Consider the following 20,427-nt stretch of genomic DNA (forward strand, 5'->3'; position numbering starts at 1 on the left):
CCTGTCATACATGTTCGTGGGAACACTCACCTTCGACCTGCTGCTGGGCGACGTCCACTCGCTCAAGGAGAAGCGTTCGATCGTGCGGCCCATCGTGGCCGAACTGCAGCGCAAGTACAGCGTGTGCGCTGCCGAGACCGGGAACCAGGACCTGCACCGGCGGGCCGAGATCGGCCTGGCGGTGGTGTCCGGCGATGCCGGGTACGTCACCGAGGTCCTGGACAGCTGTGAGCGGTTGGTCGCCGGCCGCCCCGAGGTGCAGCTCCTCGCCGCGAGGAGGCGCTACCACAACGACGACGACGAATGAGGACCGTGGAGGCGTCGGCGGAAGTCGCCGTTCTCACACGGATCAGGACCGAGAGCGCCCGCAAGGCCGGGCGCGGGCCGGTACTTTGGGGCGTGGGCCCCGAACGGGCGCGCAGCTCGCCCGGGTACCGGGCCCATTGCACGAGGAGGCAACGTGACCGACACCGCTAGGGCGCGCAAGCTCGCCGACCGCATCCAGGTGGTCGTCGCCCAGACCCTGGAGCGGCGGATCAAGGACCCGCGGCTCGGGTTCGTGACCATCACCGACACCCGGGTGACCGGCGACCTGCGCGAGGCCACCGTCTTCTACACCGTCTTCGGTGACGAGACCGAGCGCGAGGCCACCGCGGCCGCGCTGGAGAGCGCCAAGGGCGTGATCCGCTCCGAGGTCGGCAAGATCGGGGTGCGCTTCACCCCGACGCTGACCTTCGTCGCGGACGCGCTGCCGGACAACGCCCGGAACATCGACGACCTGCTCGACCGGGCCAAGGCCATCGACGCGGCGGTGCGCACCACCGCCGCGGGCGCGACCTACGCCGGCGACGCCGACCCGTACCGGGTGCCGGCGTCCGAGCGTGACGACGAGGACGAGTAGTCATGGCGGGTGAGCCGGCGCGGGGCGCCTCGCGAACCGGTTCGACCACGGGGGCGTCCTCCACCAGCACGGTGGAGGGTGCCCTCGCGGCGCTCCCGGGGCCGCGCGCCGAGGAGAGCGGCCGCGAACTGGTCTGGCAGCAGGTGGTGGCGGAGATCGGCCGGGCGCGCTCGATCGACCTGATCTGCCACATCTGCCCGGACGGCGACGCGCTGGGCTCCTCGCTGGCCGCCGGGCTGGCGCTGCGCGCGCTCGGCAAGGAGGTGCGGGTCTCCTTCGGCGACGAGCCGCAGATCGTGCCCGAGTCGCTGGCCTTCCTGCCCGGCCAGGAGCTGATCGTGCCCGCCGCCGAGGTGCCCGAGGTGCCCGAGCTGGTGCTCTGCTTCGACGTGGCCGCGCAGAGCCGGCTCGGCCTGCTGCACGACAAGGCCTTCGCCGCGCCCGTCCTGGCGGTGTTCGACCACCACGCCTCCAACCCGGGCTTCGGCACCCACCAGCTGATCGACCCGGCCGCGCCGGCCACCGCCGTCCTGGTGGACGAGCTGCTGCGCCGGCTCGGCGTCGAGCTCGACCAGGACCTGGCCACCTGCCTCTACACCGGGGTCGCCACCGACACCGGCTCGTTCAAGTACCGGGCGACCACGCCCGCCACCCACGAACTCGCCGGGCGGCTGCTGGCCACCGGCATCCGGCACGACCTGATCTCCCGGCAGCTGTGGGACACCTCCTCCTTCGGCTACCTCAAGGTGCTCGCGGCCGCCCTCGACCGGGCCGTCTACGAGCCGGACGCGGCCGGCGGGCTGGGCCTGGTGTGGACCTGGGTGCCGTACGAGGACCTCGCGCTGTTCAGCGTCACGGTCGAGGAGATCGAAGGACTGATCGACGTGCTGCGCCGCCCCGCCGAGGCCGAGGTGGCGCTGGTGCTCAAGCAGGACCCGGACGGCACGCTGCGGGGCTCTTCGCGCTCCAAGGGCGCGGTGGACGTCGCCGCGGCCTGCACCGAGCTGGGCGGCGGCGGGCACGTCTTCGCGGCCGGGTTCAGCGCCCGGGAGGGCGTGGCCGCGGTGGTGGACCGGTTCCGGGCGGCGCTGCGGCCCGCCCACTGACGGTCCCGCGTTGACTATCCTGCGGTGACCGCACGGAACGGTTGACCGCACGGAGCACCTGACCGCACGGAACAACCGCTGGTTGAGAGAAAGAACTCGATGAAGCGCAAAGGCACCGGCCCGGACGGCCTGGTGATCGTCGACAAGCCCGAGGGCATCACCTCCCACGGGGTGGTCGCCAAGCTGCGGTGGCTGGCCGGGACGCGGAAGGTCGGCCACGCCGGCACGCTGGACCCGATGGCCACGGGCGTCCTGGTGATCGGCGTCGAGCGGGCCACCCGGCTGCTCGGCCACCTGATGCTGACGGCCAAGACGTACGAGGCGACCATCCGGCTCGGCCAGACCACGATCACCGACGACCGGGAGGGCGAGGTGACCGCCTCGACCCCGGCGGACGCCGTCACCCGGGAGGCGATCGACGCCGGGATCGCGGCGCTCACCGGCCCGATCATGCAGGTGCCGTCCAAGGTCAGCGCGATCAAGATCGACGGCAAGCGCTCGTACGCGCGGGTGCGCGAGGGCGAGGACTTCGAACTCGCCGCCCGGCCGACCACGATCCACTCCTTCACCGTGCACGGGCAGCGGGCGGCGGTGGCCGAGGACGGCACGCCGGTGATCGACCTGGACGTGACCGTCGAGTGCTCCTCCGGCACCTACATCCGGGCGCTGGCCCGGGACCTCGGCGCCGGGCTCGGCGTCGGCGGGCACCTGACCGCGCTGCGGCGCACCAAGGTCGGCCCGTACGGGGTGGAGTCGGCGCGCACCCTGGAGCAGCTCGAGGACTCCGTCACCGGCGACTCCGCCACCGGGCTGGAGGTGCTGCCGATCGCGCAGGCCGCGGCCGCCGCCTTCCCGCGCTGGGACCTGGACGAGTCCTCCGCCGAGAAGCTGTCGCACGGCGCCCGGCTGAAGGCGCCCGGGATGGGCGTGGACGGGCCGATCGCGGTGTTCGGGCCGGACGGGCGCTTCCTCGCCCTGGTCGAGGAGAAGGGCGGGCAGGCCAAGCCCGTCGCGGTCTTCGTCGGCTGACCTCCGCTCCCCGGAGGCCCCCCGCCTCCCTGACCCCCGCCCGGGATTCCACCCGGCGGGGGTCTCGGCGTTCCCGGGGGCGCGTTCACCCCTGCGGGGGAGCGCGCGAGGTGAACGCCGGTGGTGAGCGGCGCGGGCGCGGTCGGGCCGCCCCCACGCCGGGCAGGCTCCCCGCGGCGGCCGAACGACCGACAGGGGGAAGCGCCATGCCGGAGTTCCAGGAAGACGATCCGGGGCGGTACCTGCTGCACATCCGCGACCTCGCCGGGCGGCTGCACGGCCTCGGCTTCGTCGCCGACCCGCACGGCACCGTGCTGACCGCCCACCAGTGCGTCGCCGCCCTCGACCGGCTCGTCCTGCACACCCCCGGCGGCGAGACCCGGGTGCTCGGCCCGGACGCCGTCCTGCCGCTGCCCGGGCACGGCCTCGCCCTGCTGCGCACCGACGCGGTCGGCGGCCCGTCCGTCCCGCCGCTGCCGGTGGCCGCCGCCGGCGCCGGGCACGAGCTGCTGCTGCCCGCGCTGGCCGGCGCGGACGGCCGGGCGGTCGCGCTGCGCTGCGGGCTGCTCGGGGCCGCCGACGGCCTGCTGCTGCTCGACGTGCCGGTGGTCGGCGGCGTCGCGGTGCCGGCCGGCTCACCGGTGCTGGACGCCCGCAGCGGCGCCGTGGTCGCCCTGGCCCTGCCCGGGCCGCACGCCGCCCGGTACGGCGGCGCCCTGCCCGCGGTGCCCGCCGGCGGCGGCGCGGCGACGGCCGGGCCGCTGGCCGCCCTGCTGGCGCGCAACGCGGCGGCCGTGCCCGCGTACGGGGCGGCGCTCAACCTCGCCGGGGTCCTGCGGCTGGCCGCCGCGCAGACGGCGGCCGCCGACGCCGGGCCCGGCGGGGTGGCCGGGCTCGCCGCCGACCGGATCGACCGGCCGGACGGCCTGACCGGCGACGAACCCGAGGCCACCGTCACCGCGCTGGTCGGCGCCCCCGGCAGCGGCCGTTCCACCGAACTCGCCGCCCTCGCCGCCCGCCGCGCCGACGCCGCCCACCCGCTGCCCACCCTCTGGCTGCGCGGCGCCGACCTGCGCGCCGGGGACCGCTCGCTCGCCGAGCCCGTCGAACGCGCGCTGGCGGCCGCCGCCGCCGAGCTCGGCACCCCCGCCCCCGCGCCCGAACCCGTGGCGGCCCTGTGCGCCGCCGCCGGCCGTCCGCTGCTGATCGTCCTGGACGGCCCCGAGGAGGCCCCGGCCCCGCTGGACGGGCGGTGGCTGCGCGGCGCCGGGCAGTGGCTCACCGGCTGCGGGGCCCGGCTGCTGACCGCCTGCGGCGACCAGCTCGGGGAACGGCTCGCCGCCGAACCCTGGGGCCGCGGCCCCAGCCCCGCGCCCCGCCCGGACGACCCGGCCCCCGGCGGCGACCTGGCCGGCGCCCCCACCGTACGGATGGACGGCGGCGGCCCCGGCACGCCGACCCTGGCCCGGCACCGCCTCGGCCCGCTGCCCGCCGAGGCCGCCGACCGGCTGCGCCGCCGCCACGGGCTGCCGCCCGGCTGCCCCGGCGGCGCCGACGCCCGGCACCCGCTGGCCGTCCGGCTGGCCGGCGAACTGTGGGCCGAGGGCGTGCGCGGCGAACCGGCCCGCCGCGGCGAGCTCTTCGCCGCCCACCTGGACCTGCGCTGCCTGCGGATCGCCCAGCGGCTGGCCCAGCGGTCGACCCGGCAGACGACGGAGTGCGGCCGGCCGCGCCGCCCGGGCGCCCACCGCCGGGGCGCCGCCCCGCCCGCCGCACCCACCGGGCCGACGCCCGGGCGGGTTCGCCGGCTCGCCGCCGCGGTGGCCGGTCGGGTCCACGAGGCGGCCCGGCGGATGCTCGGCGCAGGGCCCGGCGGGCTCGGCCGCGACGCCTTCGAGGAACTGTTCCCGACCGAGGGCGGCTGGGCCGCGGCGGTGCTCGCCGAGGGCCTGCTCGTGCCCGCCGGGCCCGGATTCCGCTTCGCCCACGGGGAGTTCGCCGACTGGCTGCAGGGCCGGCACCTGGACCTGGACGCGGCACTGCGGCTGCTGCTCGGCGAGGCCGCGGACAGCACGCCGGACGGCGCGGCCAAGGCCGTTCCCCGGCACCGGATCGGCCCGGTCGCCGCCGCGCTGGCCCGGGTGGCCGAGACCTGGGGCGCGAGCGCCCTCGACCCGTGGCTGCACCGGATCGACCGCGCCCTCGACCTGCGCCCGCCCGGCAGCGAACCCGCCTGGTGGGCCGCCGCGTTGTTGGCCGCCGGGCTGGCCGCGAGCCCGGACCCGGCCGAACACCGCGAGCTGCTCGACCGGTTGGCCGGCCGGATCGTCGAACGGTCCGCCGGCGGCCCGGCCGCGCCGAGGACCGGGCCGACCTCGGCGGCGGACGGGCTCGACCGCTTCGGCCCGGCCTTCTGGACCGGACTCGGCCTGCCCCCGGAAACCGAACTCGCCCTGCTGCGCCGCCTGGTGGCCGCCGACCGGCCCGGCCGTCCGGGCTTCCTCGGCGCGGCGGCCGAACGGCTGCGCGCCGACCCCGTCGCGGTCTTCCCGCTGCTGTGCGCATGGTTCGAGGACCGCACCTCGCCCGTCGCCGCCGACCTCGCCCACGACCTGCTGCACGCCCACCGCCGGCTCGCCCTCGACGAGTTGGCCGACGCGCTGGCCGACGCCGCCCACCCCAGGGCGGACGCGCTGCTCACCGTCCTGGCCGCCGAGGAGCCCTCCGCGCTGTGCCGCGCCGTGGACCGCTGGAGCCACGACCGCAGGCCCGAACGGCACGTCGCGGCCGCCGCGCACGCCCTGCGGACGGCCCCGTACGCGACCGGGGCCGGCGCCGAACTGCTGCGGCACACCGCGTTGACCCTGCTCGCCCGCGAGGACGAGCCCGGCCTGCACGGCGCCGCACTGGCGCTGCTGGTCGGCGACCCGGCCACCCGGGCCGAGCACCTGCCCGCCGCGCTCGCCCGGCTGCGGGCCGGCGGCGACGCCTTCCTCACCCCGCGCGCGCTCGCCCCGGCCCTGGACGGCGACCCGGAGCCGGTGCTGGCCGCCCTCGCCGACGCGCTGTCGGCCCCCGGCGCGGCCGTCGCCGAGACGCTGCGGGTGCTCGCCGACGCCCGCACCCCGGTGGCCGCCCGGCGCGGCGCCGAACTCGCCGCCCGGCTGCTGCGCGAGCACCCGGCGCTGGCCGGCCCGGTCGCCGCCGACTACCTCGGCCGCCGGCTCGCCGCCGCGCCCGGCCACGTCGGGGGATCGGCCGCCCGGCTGCAGCTGCGGGTGCTGCTCGCCGCCGCGCTGGGCGCACGGGCCGCGGCGGTGCGGCGGCCGTTCGCCGAGGTGCTCTCCCGCCCGGTGCCCGACCCGGCGGCGGACGCGCTGCGCTGCGAGCTCCTGGACACCCTGCTCGCCGCCGAGACCGACCCGGCCGTCCTGACCGAAGCCGTCGAGCGGCTGGCCGAGCACTGCGCGGCCGAGAAGCCCGCCCGGGTGCGCGCCGTCCTGGCCCGCGCGACCCCCGCGCTGCCCGGCGCCGACGACCTGCTGGTGCGCTGCGCCGGCCGCTCGGCGGCCTTCGCCCGGCTGCTGGCCGACTGGCTGCTCGCCGACCCCCGGGAGGCCGCCCCGGCCGCGCCGGACGGCCCCGGGATGGCCCGGCTGAGGGCGCCGGCCGCGGCCGGACGCGACCCGCAGTACGCCGCCGCCGAGGCCGAGCGGGCGCCGCTCGTACCGGCGGTGCGCCCAATCCGTATTCCGGTGCCGGAGCCGGGGCGGGCGCATGGCACGCTATAGGGGTTCGGTTTTGGGCGTTTGAGCGTACGAGGGTACGCACCGTACGGACAAGGAGCGGTCGGGTGCAGCGCTGGCGTGGCCTGGAGGAGATCCCCGGTGACTGGGGGCGCAGCGTCGTCACCATCGGCTCGTTCGACGGTGTGCACCGCGGGCATCAGCTGATCATCGGACGGGCGGTCGAGCGCGCCCGCGAACTGGGCCTCTCCTCGGTCGTGGTGACCTTCGATCCGCACCCGCGCGAGGTCATCCGCCCCGGCAGCCACCCGCCGCTGCTCGCCCCGCACCCCCGCCGCGCCGAGCTGATCGCCGAGCTGGGCGTGGACGCGGTGCTGGTGCTGCCGTTCACCCAGGAGTTCTCCCAGGAGTCCCCGGAGGCCTTCGTCCAGCAGGTCCTGGTGGACGCGCTGCACGCCCGGGTCGTCATCGAGGGCCCCAACTTCCGCTTCGGGCACCGGGCCGCGGGGGACGTCGCGCTGCTCACCGAGCTGGGCCGGGCGGACGACTTCGAGGTCGAGGTGGTCGACCTTCAGGTGTCCGGCGCGGCCGGGGACGGCGAGCCGTTCTCCTCCAGCCTGACCCGCCGCCTGGTCGAGACCGGGGACATGGCCGGTGCCGGCGAGGTGCTCGGCCGCCCGCACCGGGTCGAGGGCGTGGTGGTGCGCGGCGCGCAGCGCGGCCGCGAACTCGGCTACCCGACCGCCAACGTGGAGACCGTGCCGCACAGCGCCGTCCCGGCGGACGGCGTGTACGCGGGCTGGCTGACCGCCGAGGGCGAGCGGATGCCGGCCGCGATCTCGGTCGGCACCAACCCGACCTTCGACGGCACCGCCCGCACCGTCGAGGCGTACGCCATCGACCGGGTGGGCCTGGACCTGTACGGGCTGCACGTGGCCGTGGACTTCCTGGCCTACCTGCGCGGGATGGAGAAGTTCGACTCCATCGAGGCGCTGCTGGACCGGATGGCCGACGACGTCAAGCGCGCCCGCGAGCTGACCGACGCCGGCTGACCCTGCGCACGGGAAGGGCCCGCCGACCGGATGGTCGGCGGGCCCTTTCGGCTCACTGCTGGGGGGCCTGCGGCGGGTAGCCGTAGCCGGGGCCCGGCTGCTGCGGCTGCGGGGCCCAGGGCGAGGGGGCGCCCTGCGGCGGCGGGTAGCCGTACCCGGGCGGCAGGGCCTGGCCGGGTTGGTGGGGCTGCGGCTGCTGCGGCTGGGGCTGGGGTGCCCACGGCGAGCCGGGGGCGGGCGGCGCGGTCTGCTGCTGGGCCGGGGCCTGCTGCGGTTCGACGTACGGCTGCGGCACGGCGGCCTGCGCCTGCTGCTGCCAGCCGGCCTGCTGGGCGGCCGCCTGCTGGGCCCGGGCGATGTCCTCGCCGACCAGGGTGGCCAGCTCGAAGTACGCCTCGCGGACCTTGGGCCGCATCATGTCGAGGTTGACCTCGGCGCCGGCCGCCAGGCTCTCGTCGAAGGGCACCACGACCACGCCGCGGCAGCGGGTCTGGAAGTGCGCGACGATGTCCTCGACCTTGATCATCTTGCTGGTCTCGCGCACCCCGGAGACCACCGTGATGCTGCGCTGCACCAGGTCCGCGTAGCCGTGCGCGGAGAGCCAGTCCAGGGTGGTGGAGGCGCTGGAGGCGCCGTCCACGCTGGGGGTCGAGACGATGATCAGCTGGTCGGCGAGGTCCAGCACCCCGCGCATCGCGCTGTACAGCAGGCCGGTGCCGGAGTCGGTCAGGATGATCGGGTACTGGCGGCCCAGCACGTCGATCACCTGGCGGTAGTCCGAGTCGTTGAAGGTGGTCGAGACCGCCGGGTCGACGTCGTTCGCCAGGATCTCCAGGCCGGAGTTAAGGTCCTGCGAGGTGAACTGACGGATGTCCATGTAGCTGCGCAGGTACGGGATGGCCGTCACCAGGTCGCGGATGGTCGCGCCGGTCTGGCGCTTGACCCGGCGGCCCAGGGTGCCGGCGTCCGGGTTGGCGTCGATCGCGATCACCTTGTCCTGGCGCTCGCTGGCCAGGGTCGCGCCGAGCGCGGTGGTGGTCGTGGTCTTGCCGACGCCGCCCTTGAGGCTGATCACCGCGATGCGGTAGCAGCTCAGCACCGGGGTGCGGATGATCTCCAGCTTGCGGGACTTCTCGGCGGCCGCGGCCTTGCCGCCGAACTGGAACCGCGGCTGCTGGCGCTGCTGCTTGGGCTGGCTGCGCAGCAGGCGGTCCGAGGACAGCTCGACGGCGGCGGTGTAGCCGAGCGGCGCGCCGTGCGCGGTCTGCTGCGGCGCGGCCGCCTGCTGGAACGCGGCGGGCTGGGCCGCCTCGGCGCCCTGCGGCGGCCAGGGCTGCTGCGGCTGCGCGGCCTGGGCGGCCTGGGCGGGCTGGCCGAGCGGCCCCGGCTGGGCCGGCGGCGGGTAGGCGCCGGGCTGCGGCCAGCCGCCCTGGCGCGGGTCGACCGGGACGGGCGGCGGCGTCGGAGCCTGCGGGGCCGGGGCCGGGGCCTGGGCCGCCTGCTGCTGCGCGGCGGCCTGCTGGGCGGCCCACGCGGCCATCGGGTCCGCCGGCGCGGGCTGGGCCGGGTCGGGGGACTGCGGGTAGCAGTTCGGCGGGTAGCCGTAGCCGGGCGCGGGCTCCGGGGTGTGGGCCGTCTGGCCAGGGGGGTAGCCGTAGCCGGGCGCGGGCTGCGGCACCGGGCCGCCGGGGGCGGCGGGTGCCTGCGGAGCCGGTGCCGGCGGCTGGACGACCGGGGGCTGGGCGGCCGGGGGCTGGGCCTGGGCCGCCGCCGGGTACGGCTGCGGCTGCGGCTGGGGCTGGGACTGCTGGTGCTGCACCACCGCCTCGGCGCTCGGCCACCCCGCCGCGCCGGCCGGCGGCTGCTCGGCGACGGGCGCAGCGGGCGCGACGGGCGCAGCGGGCACGACAGGTGCGGCGGCGGCAGCGGGCCCGGCGGCCGGCGAGGGCGCCGGGAACGGGACGTGCTGCGCCTCGGCCTGCACCGGCGGCACGGCCGCGGGCACGGGCGCGCCGGCACCGGCGGCAACAGCCGGGGCAGCGGCGGCGGCAGCCGGTTCGACGCCCGCGGCGGCGGCCGCCGCCGTCCCGGGCGCGGTCGGGGCCGGGGGAGCCGACTGGGGAGCCGGCTGGGGTACGGCCGGGGGCGCGGCCGCCCCCGAGACGTCCGTCTGCACGTACCAGGACGGGGGAGTGTAGTCAGGCGCGTCCGACCAGTCGTCGTCGTCCTCCGCCGCGTTGTCGCCGACGTAGACGCCGTCCCGATCGCTGCTCACTAGGGCTCCCTCGTGTTCGCCGCCGCTTGTTCAGCGGTGCCGTTGCCGCAACAAAGACTAGGCCGTTCGGCTGCCCCTGTTGAAGGCGGCTTCGGTTCCGAACCGGGATCGACCGGGACACAAGCGCCCCTCAGTCCATCCGGCGCGGGCCTCCGAGCACCTGCTGTTCGGCCTGCCCGGCCACGGCCCGGACGTACTGACGCCGCATCCGGGTGGTCCACAGGGTGAGGTCGTCGCCGAGGGTCGGCAGGGCGGCCACGTCCTCCGGGGGGAGCGACAGCACCCGGCCGACCAGCTCCGCCTCCTGCGGCATGATCCGCTGCACGCCGACCAGGTCGGCCGCGTTGAGCACCCGGGCCGCGTTCGGGCCGAGGTAGGGCAGCACGGTCAGCGTGGACTGCCAGGGCGCGGCGGAGAGCCGGCTGCGCGGCGGGCGGGCGCCGAGGTCGCGCACCACCAGCACCGGCGAGGCCACCGAGGCGCCCTGCGGGCCGAGCCGGCCGACCTGGTGCAGCGTCACGCAGGGCTGTCCGCCGCCGGCGGCCTGCGCCATCGGGCCCCACAGCTGACCGCGGGCCGTCTCCACGGCGACCCGGGCGCCGATCGCGGCGGCCCGCAGCGCGATGATCTGCGCCGTCCACACGCCGCCGACCAGCACCAGGTCGAAGGCGGTGGGGCGGAACAGGCCGAGCACCGCGGGCAGGCCCTGCGGGTCGACGCCGATCACCACGCCGTCGTCGCCGACCGGGAAGGCCAGCGCCGCGAGGTCCGCGGGCTCCAGCACGTGCTTCTCCCGTTTCGGGCCGCGCAGCCCGAAGCCGGGCAGGATGCGCGGCCGCACCCGGGGCCGCTCGGCGCCGGGCGTCGGGCCGGGCGCGGGGTAGGTCTGGTACGCCATCAGGACGCTCCTCCCAGCGGCAGGGTGGCGAGCACGCCGGGGGCCTGCTCCAGGTCGAGCCGGACGAGGCCGAGCCCGGCGGACTGCGCCCGGGTCTCCACCTGGCGGCCGAGCTGCCCGAGCTCGTCCTCGTTGCGCCCGGTGACCCGCAGGTGCCCGGTGACGGTGACGGAGCCGCCGGTGCCGTGCCCGGCGGTCAGGCTGAAGGTGCTGGCGAGCGCCGGTGAGCCGGTGATCAGGTTGACCAGGTCGGGTGCGGCGATCCGGCCGGCGCCGCCGCCGGGGCGGCTGAGCTGCGGCCAGCGGGAGATCCAGTAGGTGCTGTGCCAGCGGTCGTCGATCCGCCAGAACCGGTTGCCCTCCTGGGTGCGGCGGGTGGTGCCGGCGCCGCTGCCGGTGCCCTGGCGGCCGGCGACCGCGATCGGGTTGGCGCAGGTGGAGATGGCCAGGGCGGCGATCAGTTCGCGCTCGTCGAGCACGGTCGCGTTGAACCCGGCGCTGTTCAGCCGGCCCGCCAGCTGGTCGGTGACGCGCTTCAGCGCCCTGCGGGCGCCCTCCTCGCCGCCGCCGCGGGCCCGGACGGCGGCCGCGGCCCGCTCCGGGTCGAGCTTGAGCGCGATCCAGGTGAGCCGCAGCCCGGGGGTGGCGGTGCCGTCCGGGAGTTCGCGGTAGGCGCGGGCGGCCAGCGACTGCTCGGGCACGTGCGGGGCCGGGGCGGGCTGGGTGTGCTGCACCAACTGGACGGACTCCAGCGTGATGTCGTCCACGGTGAGCGCCGAGCAGACGACGTCCAGCGGCAGCGGAAGCGCGGTGCGCACCGGGCGCAGCGGCTGGTCCTTGGCCTGGACGAGCAGCACCGAGCTGAGGAACGTCCCGTCGCCGACCATGCCGGTCTCCCGGCGCACCGGCCGGCCGCCGAGGTCGGCCTCGGTGGCGTGGGTGCAGGTGCGCAGCGCCGGTTCGAGTTCCAGGGCGGGGGCGAGGGCCGGGTCGGTGCCGGCCGGCGGCAGCAGCGTACGGGCCTGCCGCTGCCGGGACTTGAGGGCCGAGCGGACGCGCAGCAGCTCCGGGACGGACCGGCCGCGCAGCCGGATCACGGCGAGCAGGAGCAGTACCAGGGAGACCGCGCCGAAGCCGGCCGCGACCGGGCGGCTGATCGTCCAGCCGACCGCGACGAGGGCCGCGGCGACCTCGACCAGCACCAGCTGGTGGAGCTTCAACCGGCCGCCGAGCAGCCCCGGCCGGGGGTTGACGCGGACCGTGACGGGCCCGCCGGCGGCGCCCCGCGGGCCGGTGCCGGCCGAGGGTGCCGCGGTGCTCGCGGGCGGGCCGCCGCGCCGTCCGCGGCCGGCGCGGCGCGGGCGTTCGGCCCCGGCCGCGGCTTCGGCCGCTTCCCCCGCGCCGGCGCGTCGTCGTCGAGCGGTCTGGTTCGGCATCCCCCGGTGGCCCCCTCTGACTCGGATGTCGCGGCCCGGCTGGCTGGCTCGTGGACCGTACCCGTACCGTACTCACCGTCCGCTGCCGCATCGTAGAGGGTTCGGGCCCGGTCCGGTCCAACGGGTGCGGGGCACGGGGCGGGCCGCCGGGCGGCGGTCCGGCGGGGCCGGCAGGGGCACGGCCGACAGGGGCAGGTCCGACAAGGGGGACGACGAGCACATGGCATCGCGCCGGGACGAGCTGAACGCGTACACCTTCGCCAGGAAGCGCACGGTGGGCGCGTTCCTGCTGCCCACCGGCGGCGGCAGTGACGAGGACGCGCCGCGCCCGGTCAAGGCGGTGCTGCCGAGCGTCCTGGTCGGGGCGCTGGTGGTCGCGGGCTTCGGGGTGTGGGGGGTGTTCAAGCCGAGCGCGCCGCTGCACTGGGACGAGGGCAAGGCGATCATCCAGGGCAAGACCTCGACCACCCGGTACGTGATACTGACCGACCCGGACGGGAGGACGAAGCGGCTGCACCAGGTGCTGAACATGTCCTCGGCCCGGCTGGTGCTGCCGGCCGGCGCCCAGGTGGTGGTGGTCGCCGACGAGGTGCTGGACCGCTACCCCAACCACGGCCCGACGATCGGGATCCCGTACGCGCCGGACAAGTTGCCGAGCCGGGACAACGCGGACAAGGCGATGAAGTGGTCGGTCTGCGACCGCCCGGGCTCGGACGACAAGCAGGAGACCGTCAACCAGGCGGTGTTCGTGGCGGCCGGTCAGGACGCGGCGGCGCTGGCCGCCAAGGACCGCATGCTCGGCCCGGACCAGCTGCTGCTGGTGCAGCAGGCGGACGATCAGCAGGTGTCCACCGCGCCGGCGCCCGGCCAGCCGGGCGCGGGCGCGGGCGCGGGCGCCGCGAGCGTGTTCCTGGTGGACGCGCAGGGCCGCAAGCACGAGATCGGCTCGCCGCAGTCGGACGCCAACGAGCGGAAGGCGCTGATCACCGCGGTGTTCGGGCCGAACGCGGTGCCGCAGCGGGTGAAGCGGGAGTGGCTGGACACCCTGCTGCCCGGCACCCCGGTCACCTTCCCGAAGGTCGAGGGCGCGGTCGACAGCCAGGGCGCCAACACCAAGGTGGAGCTGAACAACCAGGCCGACCGCCGGGTCGGCCGGCTGGTGCACTACCAGGACCGCCACTACGTGGTCGGCAAGGACCGGCTGTACCTGGTCACCCCGTTCCAGGCCGAGCTGATCCGGCAGAACCCGGCGTACCAGATGCTCTACAAGTACGACCAGGACCAGAAGCCGCGCAGCGACGAGATGACCCCGGCCGACCAGGCGAAGAACAACAGCGACGTCCGGCTGCCGGACACCGCGGCGGACTGGCCGCTGAAGTCCGGTGCGCCGGTGAACAACTGGCAGGCCCCGCAGGACGCCCGGCTGGTGGTGTGCAGCACCTTCGACGGGGTCGCCGAGGACGGCAAGACGTCCCGGCGCAGCGTCTGGGCCGGGACGGCGTACCCGGCGCGGTACGACAACGGCGCCGGCGCGGCCTACGTGACCCCGGGGCACGGCCTGTTCTACCGGGCGATGGACGCCGGCGCCGGCGGCTCGGGCACGGACTTCCTGATCACCGAGACCGGCCTGCGCTACGCGGTGCCGTCCAACGGCGACGGCGGCGGCCCGGCCGGCCCGCCGTCCGGCCCGCCGAAGACGCCGACGGCGAAGCCGACCACCGCGCCGCCGGCCCCGGGCGACCCGCAGCAGCCGCCGCAGCAGCAGGACGAACCGGGCGGCAACCAGGCCCGGTTGGGCTACCAGGGCGTCCAGCCGCTGCCGGTGCCGCACGAGTGGTCGAACCTGGTGCCGGCCGGTCCGCCGCTGACCGCGAAGAGCGCCGCGCAGCCGCAGAACGCCTGAGCGGCCAAGCGGCGCAACGGAATTGGCCGGTGTGTCATGGTCTGGTAACCGGTCGGTGCTCGGTGTTGGGCGAGTTGCGTGTGCCGACTACAGTGCTGCTGGCATCACAAGGGTGATGTGACGGGTGGGCCGCTCCGGGCCCCTCCGTGCACACAGTGTTTCTCATGGGGGACGGTGGAGCATGGGTCAGTTCACGATGACAGCACAGGAGATGACGGAGTTCGCCAAGCAGATCGGCGAGGCGATCCACAAGATCGAGGGGGAGCAGACCAAGCTCCACAACACGGTCACCAACATCGGCGGCGGGTGGAAGGGCCAGGCGGCCACCGCCTACACGAACCTGCAGACCCAGTTCAACGACGACATCAAGGCGCTGAACCAGTCCCTCAACGCGATCAAGGACGCGATCGAGCGGACCACCGCGCACTACGCCCAGACCGAGGCCGAGCAGCAGGACCAGTTCCGGCCGCAGAGCTGATCACGGCGCCCGCCGTCGCGCCGATCGCCGCTCCGCTCCGCTCCGTCGCTCCACCGGATGCCCGCCGCCCACCGCGCGGGCGCCCGTTCCTCGTCTAGGGAGACACCGTGTCCGACCAGATCCACGTCAACTTCGAGACCCTCCACCACGCTTCGGAGGAGGTCAAGAACGTCGCCTCGCGCATCGACCACCTGCTGAACGACCTCAAGGGCAACGTCAAGAAGATCTCCGGCAGCTGGGTGGGCAAGGCCCAGGAGGGTTACCAGGCCCACCAGACGCAGTGGGACACCCGCGCCGCCCACCTGCAGAGCGTCTGCAAGCAGATCGCCGACGCGCTGGAGAGCGCCGCGGTCAGCTACCGGCAGACCGAGGACGCCAACGCCAAGAACTGGAGCTGATCCCGCGTCCCCCGAAGGGGGGAAGCGGGCAGGGGGCGGGCACCCGGATCCCGGGGCCCGCCCTTCGGTGCGCCCGGCAGGAACGGCCCAGACCCGCCCAGTGGGGGAGCGAGATGAGGAGCGACAGGGTGTCCGGACGCCGGTACCGGAAGGCGGCCGCGGCGTTCGCCGCGCTCGCGGTGCTCGGCGGCCCGCTCGCCGCGCCGGCCCGTGCGGACGGGCCGGGCCTGGCCGCCGTGGGCGACTGCCCGAAGAACGCCCCGGACGTGCCGACCGTGCCGTGGTCGCTGCAGCGCCTGCTGCTCGACGAGCTGTGGCAGGGCGGGCGGACCACCGGCAGCGGCGTGGCGGTCGCGGTCATCGACACCGGGGTGGACGACCGCAACCCGCAGCTGAAGGACAAGGTGCTGGCGGGCTCCAACCTGCTGGTCAACCCGGAGACCAAGCAGCCGATCGACGCCACCACCGCCAAGGACGACCCGGTCGGCCACGGCACCAAGGTGGCCGGCATCATCGCCGCCCGCCGCGTCAGCCAGAGCGGCTTCGTCGGCCTCGCTCCCGACGCCCAGATCTACTCGGTCCGGCAGAACGACAGCGAGGGCCACGGCGACGTCTCCAGCCTGGTGGCGGCCGTCAACGAGGCCGTCGCCGTCAAGACCAGGGCCCCGGACAAGGGCGGCCCGGTCAACGTCCAGGTCATCAACATCTCCCAGGACGTGCGCGGCGCCGGCGACAGCCACTTCGGCGGCTACCAGGAGCTGAAGGCCGCGATCCAGCACGCCGAGGACGCCGGCGTCGTGGTGGTCGCCTCCACCGGCAACGACGGCAAGGAGGGCGACACCTACCCGGGCGCCTTCCCGACCGTCCTCGCGGTCGGCGCCTCCGACCGCAACAACGAGCGCGCGCCGTTCTCCCAGTACGGCGACTTCGTGAAGGTCGCCGCGCCCGGCGTCGACATGCTCTCCACCGTCCCCGGCGGCGGCCAGTGCGTGGACCAGGGCACCAGCTTCGCCGCCCCCTACGTCTCCGGGCTGGCCGCGCTGCTGAAGGGCGCGCATCCGGACTGGTCGCCGGCGCAGGTGCGGGCCTGGATCGAGCAGACCGCCCAGCGCACCCAGCGCGAGCCGGACCGGTTCACCGGCTGGGGCGTGGTGGACCCGGTCCGGGCCGTCACCAAGGCGCCCGCCGTCGCGCCGACCGCGGCCGTCCCCGAGGCGCCCGTCCAGCTGGCCGCCGCCCCGATCGTGCCGCAGCCGGTCGGCCTCGGCGAGACCCAGGCCGACCGCGACGGCCGCACCGCGACGTACGTGCTCGGCACCGGCGCGCTGCTGGTCGCGCTGCTCGTCGGCGGCGGCGTGGTGCTGCGCGACCGCCGCCGCGCGGCAGAACGGAAACTGACGGTGTAACACCCCATCCCACCCGCCGCATCAAACAGGTGTCGGAGCGGGGCGGACCAACGGGGGGCAGTGCGCATGGGGTGGATCGGGAACGGCCGGGAGGCCAAGGACGCCGAGTTCCTGGAACTCGTGTCCAGCCGCACCGGCCACCTGTACCGCTCGGCCTGCCTGCTCACCAGCGGCGACACCCACTACGCCGAGGACCTCGTCCAGGAGGCCCTCAGCCGGATGTACGTCCTGTGGCGGCGCAGCGCGTGGACCGGCCGGTCCCGGATCGACAACCCGGCGGCCTACACGCACACCGTGATGGTCCGCGCCTTCCTGGCGCAGCAGCGCCGCCGTTCCAGCGGCGAGCGCCCCACCGACGCCCTGCCGGAGCCGGAGGGCCGGGAGGACTCGGACAGCACGCTGCGGCTGACCCTCCTCGACGCGCTCGGCCGGCTGTCGGCGAAGGACCGCGCCGTCCTGGTGCTGCGGTACTGGGAGGACCGCAGCGTCGAGGAGACGGCCGAGGTGCTGCACGCCTCCTCCGGCGCCGTCCGGACCCGCACCACCAGGGCGTTGGCCAAGCTGCGCACGCTGCTCGGCGACTCGCTGGGCGAACTCGCCGGCCGTTGAAGCCCGTGGGGCCGACCCGGGTGGCCGCGCCGGGGGCGGCGGACCGGTTCCCGAACATCCATGACGCAAGGAGAAGGTGATCATCCATGTCCGAAAACGAGAAGTTCGAGGACGATCTGCTCGTCGCCATGACCCGCACCGGCGAGGGGTTCCGCACCGAGCAGGGCGAGTTGGTGGCCGGCGGCTACCAGCGCGGCCGCCGCCGCTGGCGTCGGCGCTCGACCGCCGCGGTGGTGGGCGGCGCGGCCGCGCTGGCCCTGGTGGGCGGTGGCGCCGTCTACCTGACCGGGTCGCCGGCCAAGGACGCGGCCCCGGTGGCGGCCGCGGCCGCCCCGAGCGGCTCGGCGGGGCTCACCCCGGCCGCCTCGCCGTCCGCGGCGAGCGCGTCCGAGGCCCCGGCGGCGCCGCCGGTCAGCGGTGACGACGTGGTGGCCGCCTTCAAGGCGCTGCTGCCCGCGGGCCAGACCTTCGACGCCAAGGGCACCGGCACCGAGCCGCCGGCCGGCAAGCCGTACGGCGGCGGCATCTCGGCGACGGCCTCGCTGGTCTTCGACGACGGCCACGGCAAGGCCGCGATGGGCATCTCGCTCGGCCGCCTCGGGGACAACGACCCGAACCGGTCGCAGAACACCTGCCCGGACAAGAAGCTCGTCCCGTACGACGCCTGCACGGCGACCACCCTGCCGGACGGGTCCACGCTGACCGTCTTCCAGGGCTACGAGTACCCGGACAAGCACGTCTCGACCAAGTGGTGGAACGCCAAGCTGATCGGCAAGGACGGCCGCCAGATCGAGCTGTCCGAGTGGAACTCGGCGGCCGAGAAGGACGCGGCGGACAGCCGTACGGCGCCGCCGCTGTCGCCGGAGCAGCTGAAGGCGATCGTGACCGACAAGTCCTGGGACAAGGTCGTCGCCTCGATCCCGGAGCCGAAGCCGGTCAGGACGCGGGACACCGGCAAGGAGTACAGCGCGCAGGAGATCCTGCAGATCACCGCGAAGCTGCTGCCGAGCGGGCTGCGGGAGACGGAGGTCAACGACAAGGGCTACGGCTACGCCAACTTCGTGCTGGACGACGGCAAGGGCAAGTCCCTGGTCGAGGTCAACGTCCAGGACTGGGGCCACAACGAGGTGACCAAGGAGCAGGTGTTCGGCAACGCCGAGACGAAGCCGGACGGGTCCAAGGTGGTCGTCCGCAAGCAGCCGGGCAACCCGGCCGGCTGGATCGTCGACGCCCTGCACCCGGACGGCACCCGGGTGGTGGTCGCCGCGTACAACAGCGGCAGCCAGCGCACCCCGGCGACCCGCACCACCCCGGTGCTGACCGACGAGCAGCTGCAGACGATCGCCCTCAGCCCGGAGTGGAAGCTCAAGAAGTAGCCGCCGCCCGGACGCGGCGGTGCCCCGGGCTGGGGGAGGCCCGGGGCACCGCCGTGTGGGGGGTGGGGATGGTCAGGACTGCTGCTGGTCCTCGGGGAGGGTGATCACCCAGCGGGTCTCCTGCCGGGGGCGCAGGTAGAACAGCCAGTAGAGGGTGGCGGCGGCGGTGATGCCGCCGGTCCACAGCAGCGGCTCGGCGGCGAGCTTGGTCATGATGTAGAGCAGCACGCCGATCAGCAGGACGGGGATGACCGGCCACAGCGGCATCCGCCAGGCGGCGGCGTGCTTGTGGTGGGCGCGGCGGGACAGCAGCGAGGCGACCGCGACCAGCAGGTACATCGCGGTGACGGCGACGCCGGTGATGTTGCTGAGCAGCTCGCCCTTGACGAAGCAGAGCGCGGCGCCGGGCAGGCCGACCGCCAGGGTGGCGACCCACGGGGAGCCGAACCGGCCGAGGGTGCCGAAGGCCTTGTTGACCGGCTCCGGCCAGGCCTTGTCGCGGGCGGAGGCGAACAGCACCCGGGAGTTCTGGATCACCATGACGATGCCGGCGTTGATGATGGCCAGCGCGATGCAGAGGCTGATGAAGGTGCCGACCGCGGAGTTGCTCCAGGCGGTGACCATGGCCGAGATGTCGCCGGCGGCCAGGGTGTCCAGGTCGGGGGCGCCCATGGTGATGGCGGCGACCGGGATCAGGATGATGGCGCTGGAGAGGCCGAGCGTCCACAGCACGGTGCGGGAGACGGTGCGGCGGGGGTTCTCCAGCTCCTCGGACAGGTAGACGGCGGTGGAGAAGCCCTGGGTGACGAACAGGGCGATGCCGAGCGCGCCGACGATGGCGCCGATGCCGACCGGGTTGACGGCGCCGTGGTCCCCGGCGACCACGCCGTGCAGCAGGCTCGGGTGGTCGGGGTTGGTGTGGGCGAAGCCGAGCACGGAGACGACGGCGGCGGCGACGACCTCCAGGACCAGGAAGACGCCGGTGATCCAGGCGTTGGCCCGCAGGTCGAGCAGGCCGGCCAGGGTGGCGGCCAGCATCACCGCGGCGCCCGCGATCGGCTTGGGGACGTCCAGGACGGGTGCCAGGTACTCGGCGGTGCCGAGGGCGATGACCGAGGGGACGATCATCACCACGATGAGTGACTGGACGAAGACCAGCCAGCCCATCAGCCGTCCGGCCAGGGTGCCGACCATCGCGTACTCGCCGCCGGCGCTGGGGATCAGGGTGCCGAGCTCGGAGTAGCAGAAGGCGACGGCGACGCAGAGCACCGAGCCGATGGCGATGGCCAGGGCGGTCGCGCTGCCGATGCCGGCGAACAGCTGCGGCACGATCACGAACAGCGTCGAGGCCGGGGTGACGCAGGACAGCGTGAGGAGCGTGCCGCCCACGACGCCGATCGAGCGCTTGAGCTGCTGGGGGGCACCCGCGTCGGCCGCCTGGGCGGTCACGGACTGTGGCGGGCGAAGCGTGTCGGTCATGTGGCTTCCGATCGGCTCTGTGCGGTCCTGGGATGGGAGCGGTATCGCCTCCGCTGGCTGGCTGCTCGGGTCCTGGTCAGTGCGCTCCCGGGCCGCAATGGAACCGTGGCGTATGGAGCGCGTCAACGCCGCGACCGCTTCGGATTCCGTTGCGGACAGGCGCATGAACATGCGATCCGAAGATCACGTTCGGTCATCGCACTGTTTGTCCGACTTGTTACTTTGGCCGCCGTGCATCTGAATCCAAGGTGAACGTCGAATTGCGCTCCGGAATTCAAAGGCGTCGGCCGGGCGGACGGCGATACGCCCAGGTGGCCGCGCGTGCCCCCGGAGCC

The 20,427-nt window shown here is 75.4% G+C and carries 16 protein-coding genes; 12 read left to right on the forward strand and 4 right to left on the reverse strand.

Translation table 11 applies throughout. From position 1 onward, the window contains the following. Window positions 1-10: 10 nt before the first annotated feature. The 6 genes from AB2U05_RS21830 (at window position 11) to AB2U05_RS21855 (ending at window position 7,834) form a co-directional block, all read left to right on the forward strand. Complete coding sequence (locus tag AB2U05_RS21830) at window positions 11-307, forward strand: DUF503 domain-containing protein (protein ID WP_045702389.1); 297 nt, start codon at window positions 11-13, stop codon at window positions 305-307. A 153-nt stretch (window positions 308-460) separates the two neighbouring features. Next, the gene (rbfA, locus tag AB2U05_RS21835) at window positions 461-901 is read left to right on the forward strand and encodes a 30S ribosome-binding factor RbfA (protein WP_045702392.1); all 441 of its coding nucleotides are present in this window, start codon (window positions 461-463) and stop codon (window positions 899-901) included. A gap of 2 nt (window positions 902-903) precedes the next feature. After that, the gene (locus tag AB2U05_RS21840; RefSeq protein WP_078860732.1) at window positions 904-2,007 is read left to right on the forward strand and encodes a bifunctional oligoribonuclease/PAP phosphatase NrnA; all 1,104 of its coding nucleotides are present in this window, start codon (window positions 904-906) and stop codon (window positions 2,005-2,007) included. 99 nt (window positions 2,008-2,106) lie between these two features. Beyond that, on the forward strand, window positions 2,107-3,036 hold the full coding sequence (gene truB, locus AB2U05_RS21845) for a tRNA pseudouridine(55) synthase TruB (protein WP_045702394.1): 930 nt from the start codon (window positions 2,107-2,109) through the stop codon (window positions 3,034-3,036). Between the two features lie 206 nt (window positions 3,037-3,242). Then, window positions 3,243-6,827 (forward strand): serine protease, encoded by a 3,585-nt coding sequence (locus AB2U05_RS21850; RefSeq protein ID WP_369184013.1) that lies wholly within the window; start codon window positions 3,243-3,245, stop codon window positions 6,825-6,827. Between the two features lie 62 nt (window positions 6,828-6,889). After that, window positions 6,890-7,834 (forward strand): bifunctional riboflavin kinase/FAD synthetase, encoded by a 945-nt coding sequence (locus tag AB2U05_RS21855; RefSeq protein WP_045702396.1) that lies wholly within the window; start codon window positions 6,890-6,892, stop codon window positions 7,832-7,834. Window positions 7,835-7,886: 52 nt separating this feature from the next. On the opposite strand, the gene AB2U05_RS21860 is transcribed toward AB2U05_RS21855, so the two are convergent. From AB2U05_RS21860 to eccE, 3 genes are all read right to left on the reverse strand, one after another. Next, entirely contained in the window at window positions 7,887-10,109 is a 2,223-nt protein-coding gene (locus tag AB2U05_RS21860; RefSeq protein WP_369184014.1) for a MinD/ParA family protein, read from the reverse strand. Between the two features lie 130 nt (window positions 10,110-10,239). Beyond that, window positions 10,240-11,007 (reverse strand): hypothetical protein, encoded by a 768-nt coding sequence (locus AB2U05_RS21865; RefSeq protein WP_045702400.1) that lies wholly within the window; start codon window positions 11,005-11,007, stop codon window positions 10,240-10,242. Further along, window positions 11,007-12,443 (reverse strand): type VII secretion protein EccE, encoded by a 1,437-nt coding sequence (gene eccE, locus AB2U05_RS21870; protein WP_369184015.1) that lies wholly within the window; start codon window positions 12,441-12,443, stop codon window positions 11,007-11,009. The genes AB2U05_RS21865 and eccE overlap by 1 nt, the downstream gene beginning before the upstream one ends. A 220-nt stretch (window positions 12,444-12,663) precedes the next feature. Here eccE and AB2U05_RS21875 point away from each other — a divergent pair, with 220 nt between their 5' ends. The 6 genes from AB2U05_RS21875 (at window position 12,664) to AB2U05_RS21900 (ending at window position 18,613) form a co-directional block, all read left to right on the forward strand. Further along, complete coding sequence (locus AB2U05_RS21875; protein ID WP_369184016.1) at window positions 12,664-14,346, forward strand: type VII secretion protein EccB; 1,683 nt, start codon at window positions 12,664-12,666, stop codon at window positions 14,344-14,346. A gap of 196 nt (window positions 14,347-14,542) precedes the next feature. After that, window positions 14,543-14,824, forward strand: a complete 282-nt coding sequence (locus tag AB2U05_RS21880; RefSeq protein ID WP_369184017.1) for a WXG100 family type VII secretion target — start codon at window positions 14,543-14,545, stop codon at window positions 14,822-14,824. Window positions 14,825-14,931: 107 nt separating this feature from the next. Further along, a complete protein-coding gene (locus AB2U05_RS21885; RefSeq protein WP_045702406.1) occupies window positions 14,932-15,222 on the forward strand; it encodes a WXG100 family type VII secretion target in 291 nt (96 codons plus the stop codon). A gap of 128 nt (window positions 15,223-15,350) precedes the next feature. Then, window positions 15,351-16,628: a type VII secretion-associated serine protease mycosin gene (gene mycP / locus AB2U05_RS21890; RefSeq protein ID WP_369184018.1), complete on the forward strand. Its 1,278-nt coding sequence runs from the start codon at window positions 15,351-15,353 to the stop codon at window positions 16,626-16,628. A gap of 66 nt (window positions 16,629-16,694) precedes the next feature. Further along, the gene (locus AB2U05_RS21895; protein WP_045702410.1) at window positions 16,695-17,237 is read left to right on the forward strand and encodes a SigE family RNA polymerase sigma factor; all 543 of its coding nucleotides are present in this window, start codon (window positions 16,695-16,697) and stop codon (window positions 17,235-17,237) included. 86 nt (window positions 17,238-17,323) lie between these two features. Beyond that, entirely contained in the window at window positions 17,324-18,613 is a 1,290-nt protein-coding gene (locus tag AB2U05_RS21900; protein WP_369184019.1) for a hypothetical protein, read from the forward strand. 72 nt (window positions 18,614-18,685) lie between these two features. Here AB2U05_RS21900 and AB2U05_RS21905 read toward each other — a convergent pair whose 3' ends face one another. Continuing rightward, complete coding sequence (locus AB2U05_RS21905) at window positions 18,686-20,092, reverse strand: APC family permease (RefSeq protein WP_045702414.1); 1,407 nt, start codon at window positions 20,090-20,092, stop codon at window positions 18,686-18,688. Window positions 20,093-20,427 lie beyond the last annotated feature (335 nt).

The organism is Streptomyces sp. Y1, assembly GCF_041053115.1.
Lineage (GTDB): Bacteria > Actinomycetota > Actinomycetes > Streptomycetales > Streptomycetaceae > Kitasatospora > Kitasatospora rubellomurina.

What these genes read in the sequence shown, in the direction of transcription:
- AB2U05_RS21830 (WP_045702389.1), top strand. Translation starts at nt 11, where the DNA reads ATGTTCGTGGGAACACTCACCTTCGACCTGCTGCTGGGCGACGTCCAC.
- AB2U05_RS21840 (WP_078860732.1), top strand. Translation starts at nt 904, where the DNA reads ATGGCGGGTGAGCCGGCGCGGGGCGCCTCGCGAACCGGTTCGACCACG.
- truB (WP_045702394.1), top strand. Translation starts at nt 2,107, where the DNA reads ATGAAGCGCAAAGGCACCGGCCCGGACGGCCTGGTGATCGTCGACAAG.
- AB2U05_RS21850 (WP_369184013.1), top strand. Translation starts at nt 3,243, where the DNA reads ATGCCGGAGTTCCAGGAAGACGATCCGGGGCGGTACCTGCTGCACATC.
- AB2U05_RS21865 (WP_045702400.1), bottom strand. Translation starts at nt 11,007, where the DNA reads ATGGCGTACCAGACCTACCCCGCGCCCGGCCCGACGCCCGGCGCCGAG.
- eccE (WP_369184015.1), bottom strand. Translation starts at nt 12,443, where the DNA reads ATGCCGAACCAGACCGCTCGACGACGACGCGCCGGCGCGGGGGAAGCG.
- AB2U05_RS21875 (WP_369184016.1), top strand. Translation starts at nt 12,664, where the DNA reads ATGGCATCGCGCCGGGACGAGCTGAACGCGTACACCTTCGCCAGGAAG.
- AB2U05_RS21880 (WP_369184017.1), top strand. Translation starts at nt 14,543, where the DNA reads ATGACAGCACAGGAGATGACGGAGTTCGCCAAGCAGATCGGCGAGGCG.
- AB2U05_RS21895 (WP_045702410.1), top strand. Translation starts at nt 16,695, where the DNA reads ATGGGGTGGATCGGGAACGGCCGGGAGGCCAAGGACGCCGAGTTCCTG.
- AB2U05_RS21900 (WP_369184019.1), top strand. Translation starts at nt 17,324, where the DNA reads ATGTCCGAAAACGAGAAGTTCGAGGACGATCTGCTCGTCGCCATGACC.
- AB2U05_RS21905 (WP_045702414.1), bottom strand. Translation starts at nt 20,092, where the DNA reads ATGACCGACACGCTTCGCCCGCCACAGTCCGTGACCGCCCAGGCGGCC.